The sequence below is a fragment of the Longimicrobium sp. genome (genome assembly GCF_036280135.1).
GTDB lineage: Bacteria > Gemmatimonadota > Gemmatimonadetes > Longimicrobiales > Longimicrobiaceae > Longimicrobium.
Map to the genome: position 1 here is coordinate 1 of NZ_DASURI010000437.1, position 3,814 is coordinate 3,814.

General features: G+C 74.5%; 3 protein-coding genes. 1 reads left to right on the plus strand and 2 read right to left on the minus strand.

Features of this window, described 5'->3' with window-relative positions:
* Positions 1-137: 137 nt before the first annotated feature.
* Positions 138-1,193, minus strand: a complete 1,056-nt coding sequence (locus VFZ20_RS14105; protein ID WP_329684538.1) for a saccharopine dehydrogenase family protein — start codon at positions 1,191-1,193, stop codon at positions 138-140.
* Positions 1,194-1,405: 212 nt separating this feature from the next.
* Here VFZ20_RS14105 and VFZ20_RS14110 point away from each other — a divergent pair, with 212 nt between their 5' ends.
* Positions 1,406-3,313 (plus strand): ATP-binding protein, encoded by a 1,908-nt coding sequence (locus VFZ20_RS14110; protein ID WP_329684539.1) that lies wholly within the window; start codon positions 1,406-1,408, stop codon positions 3,311-3,313.
* Positions 3,314-3,422: 109 nt separating this feature from the next.
* On the opposite strand, the gene VFZ20_RS14115 is transcribed toward VFZ20_RS14110, so the two are convergent.
* Positions 3,423-3,722, minus strand: coding sequence for a zf-TFIIB domain-containing protein (locus tag VFZ20_RS14115; protein WP_329684540.1), 300 nt, complete (start codon positions 3,720-3,722; stop codon positions 3,423-3,425).
* Between the last annotated feature and the right edge of the window lie 92 nt (positions 3,723-3,814).

Consider the following 3,814-nt stretch of genomic DNA (forward strand, 5'->3'; position numbering starts at 1 on the left):
ACCTCCCTCCCCCACGCAGTTTGTGGGGGAGGGTCGGGGAGGGGGGCGCTCCGCGTTCGCGCGATCTCCGCCTCCCGTGCACGAGCGCCGTGCCTTTACTCACGCACGTCCGCACCAACGCACTCACGCACTGCCGTTCACTCCACGTCCGTCCGCTCCACGCCGTCGAACTCCAGGATCCAGTCCGCCCCGTAGGCCTTCGACGGGGTCTGGAAGCCGGCGGGGGCGTCACCGGCGAGCACGCGGCGCACGGCCTCGACGGACGTCATCGCCGTGAGGGTGTAGCCCTCAGGGGTGCGCATGCGGGCCACGGCGCGGCCGCCCGCGTCGTCCTCGGCCTGCCCCCACAGCAGGCTGGCGCCGCGGGCGCGCTGTTCCGGCGTGGGGCCCGGCGGGCCGCCGCGGATGCGCTTGAGCATCATCCGCTGCACGGGGCCGCTGCCCAGCAGCCATCCCAGGTGCCGGCTGGCGACCATCCCCCGCCGCGCACCGGCGCCCACGCGCGTGTAGACCTCCACGTCCGGGATGCCCGTGCTGTGGTAGGCCGTCGACACGTCGCCCCAGGGGATCGTCGTCACCGACACGGGGCCGCGCCCGAAATCCACCGTCCGCGAGCGGTACGCCGCCGGCACGCGGGTGATGCGCCCGCCCCGGCGGACGGCGCCGCCCTGGTGGATGTTCTCGATCATCGTCGTCATCGTCCCGCGCGAGATGCCGCCGATGCCCTGGAAGGCGAGCTGGAGCCGCGTGGCGGAGGGCAGGCGGCGCTTGAGGTGCGCGGCCAGGCAGTCGCTGGGCACCACGTCGAAGCCCGCGCCCGGCATCAGCATCACCCCGGCGGCCCGTGCCTGCGCGTCGCGGGCGGCGACGGCCTCGAAGACGGCGATCTCGCCCGTGATGTCCAGGTAGTGCGCGCCCGTCCGCAGACACGCGTCCACCATGGGCCGCGACGTGCGCGAGAACGGGCCGGCCGCGTGCAGCACCACGCGGTGCTCGCGGAGCGCGGCGTCCAGCGCCGCCGTGTCGTCCAGGGCAAAGGCGCGGTACGGCAGGCCCGTCTCGGCCCCCTGCGCGGCGAGGGCGGCGGCGTCGCGGCCGGCCAGCAGCGGCGTGAGCCCGGCGGCGCGCGCCCGCTCCACGATCAGCCGCCCCGTGTATCCGTACGATCCGTACAGGAGAAAGTCTGCCGCCATGCCGCTCCAGGGTGTGGACGTGGGACTGCGACCCGCCGGGACGCGTAAGAGATGCGGCCTTCGCCGCGCCGGGGCAAGGCGTGGACGGGACGGCGCGCTTGGCCCGGCGGCGCGGACGGCGTAAGTTGTCGTGGCCCACCCGGGCTGATCCGGCGCGCTCCTTTCGTGCGCGCTGCCTTTCCGCAGCAACCCGACCGCAGCAACCCGACCGCATGACCCGGTCACCCCGCGCGCCCCGTGGCGAGAGCCCCCGCGGCGTTCCCCTGGGCGGCGCCCTTCCGCTGGCGTGGAAGCTTCCCCTGCTGATGACCGTCCTGCTGGCCGCGGGGCTGGCCGGCATCCTGGCGTTCACCTACGCCACGCTGCGCGACCGCGCGGAGGTCATCGTCCGCGGCCGGCTGCAGAGCGCCGTGCAGCAGGTGGCGGGGGCGGCCGCGGAAAGCATGGCGTGGCGCGCGCGGGATCTGCGCGAGGCCGCGCGGGCCCCGGCGGTGACGCGCGTGCTGCGGGCGCGGGGCGCGGGCCGCGCGCCGTCCGCCGGGGACGATGCGGCCGCGCGCGCGGTGCTGGCGACGCTGCTGGCCCCTCGCGACTCGGCGCTGACGGTGGAGCTGTGGGACGCGGACGGGCGGACGGTGGCGTTCGCGGGCGCCGCGCCGCCTGCCGACCGGCGGATGGGCCCGGGGGACGGGGCGTGGGCGCCGGGAAGGATGGATTCCGTGTGGATCGGCCCGCTGCACGCGGCGGGGGACCGCGTCCGCTTCTGGCTCGTGGCGCCCGTGGTGGACGGCGGAACGCGGACGGGGTACGTGGCGCGGGCGCTGTACGCGGGAAGCCCGCCCGGCGCCCTGCGGATGATGCACGACTTCATCGGCGAGGAGTTCACCCTCTACACGCGCAACGCGGACGGCTCATTCTGGTTCGCGGCGCCGGGGGAGGCCGCGCCGGCGCCCGCCGGCCGCGACAGCACGTCCCGGGGGCTGGTGGACGTGCGCCCCGGCGTGGGCCGCTTGGCCGTGGCCGAGGCGCCCGTGGCGGGGACGCCCTGGCGGATGGTGCTGGCGTCGCCCATGGGCTGGATCGCGCAGCGGCCGCGCGAGACCCTGCGCCAGCTGTCGCTGGTGAGCCTGCTGGTGATCCTGGCGGCCGCCGCCGTCACGTGGATCACGGGCCGGCGCCTGGCCCGCCCGCTGGCGACGCTCACGGCCGCCGCGGAGGGCGTGGCGCGCGGCGCGTACGACGTCCCCGTGATGGGCAGGGGGCGGGACGAGGTGGGGCGGCTGGCGGCCAGCTTCGACAGCATGGCGCGGCAGGTGCAGGCCGCGCGCGCCGAGCTGGAGCGCCGCGTGGCCGACGCCCAGCGCGCCCGGGCGGAGGCGGAGCAGGCCCGGACGGACGCGGAGCTGGCCAGCCGCGCCAAGAGCGACTTCCTGGCGGTGATGAGCCACGAGCTGCGCACGCCCCTCAACGCCATCGGGGGCTACGCGGAGCTGATGGAGATGGGGCTGCACGGCCCCGTGACGGAGGCCCAGCGGGACGCCCTGGCCCGCATCGTCCGCAGCCAGGCGCACCTGCTCACCCTCATCAACGACGTGCTGAGCTTCGCGCGCATCGAGGCGGGCACGGTGCAGTACGCCATGGCCGACGTGCCCCTGCGCGAAGCCCTGGCGGAGCTGGAGGGATTGGTGGCGCCGCAGGTGCGCGCGTCGCGGCTGCACTTTCGCCTCGAGCCGTGCGACCCGGCCGTCGTGGTGCGCGCGGACGGGGACAAGGTGCGGCAGGTGGTGCTCAACCTGCTGGCCAATGCCATCAAGTACACGCAGGCGGGCGGCTCCGTGGTCCTGGCGTGCGACGCGGACGAGGCGCGCGTGCGCATCCACGTGCGCGACACGGGCACGGGAATCCGCGCGGAGCGGCTGCCGCACATCTTTGACCCGTTCGTGCAGGGGGAGCGGGCGCTGAACCGGCCGGACGAGGGCGTGGGGCTGGGGCTGGCCATCAGCCGCGACCTGGCGCGCGGGATGGGCGGGGAGCTGGAGGTGGAGAGCGAGCCCGGCCGCGGCTCCACGTTCACGCTGGTCCTGCGGCGCGCGTCCGTCCTTTCCGCCGTGCCTGCCTGATAAGCAACTGCAATCTCACGCAGAGGGAGCAGAGGCAGCAGAGTACTTCATCGCGCGATGAAGTACTCTGCGCCTCCGCGGCTCTGCGTGGGAATGCAGTTGGTTTATCTCAGTCGAAGTCGAAGATGTCGCCCAGGAAGCCGCGCTTCTTCTTCTTGTAGTATCCGCCGTGGCGGTAGTCGTCGTCGTACTTGCGATGATGATCACGATGCTCGCCGTATCCGCCCTGCTGCTGCTGCGGCGGAGGCGGCGGCGCGGCGGGCGGCTGCTGCGGCAGGGAGCGGTCGATGATCTTGTCCAGCTCGCCGCGGTCCAGCCACACGCCCCGGCACTGCGGGCAGTAGTCGATCTCGATTCCCTGACGATCCGCCATCACCAGGTCGGGCGTCAGGCACACGGGACACTTCATCGTCGTCGATCCTCAACTCGGGTTCACGGAGGGACCCCCCTTCCTATTCTCGCCCCGCCGTCCCCCATCCGTCCAGCCTTCAGCGCGCGGCG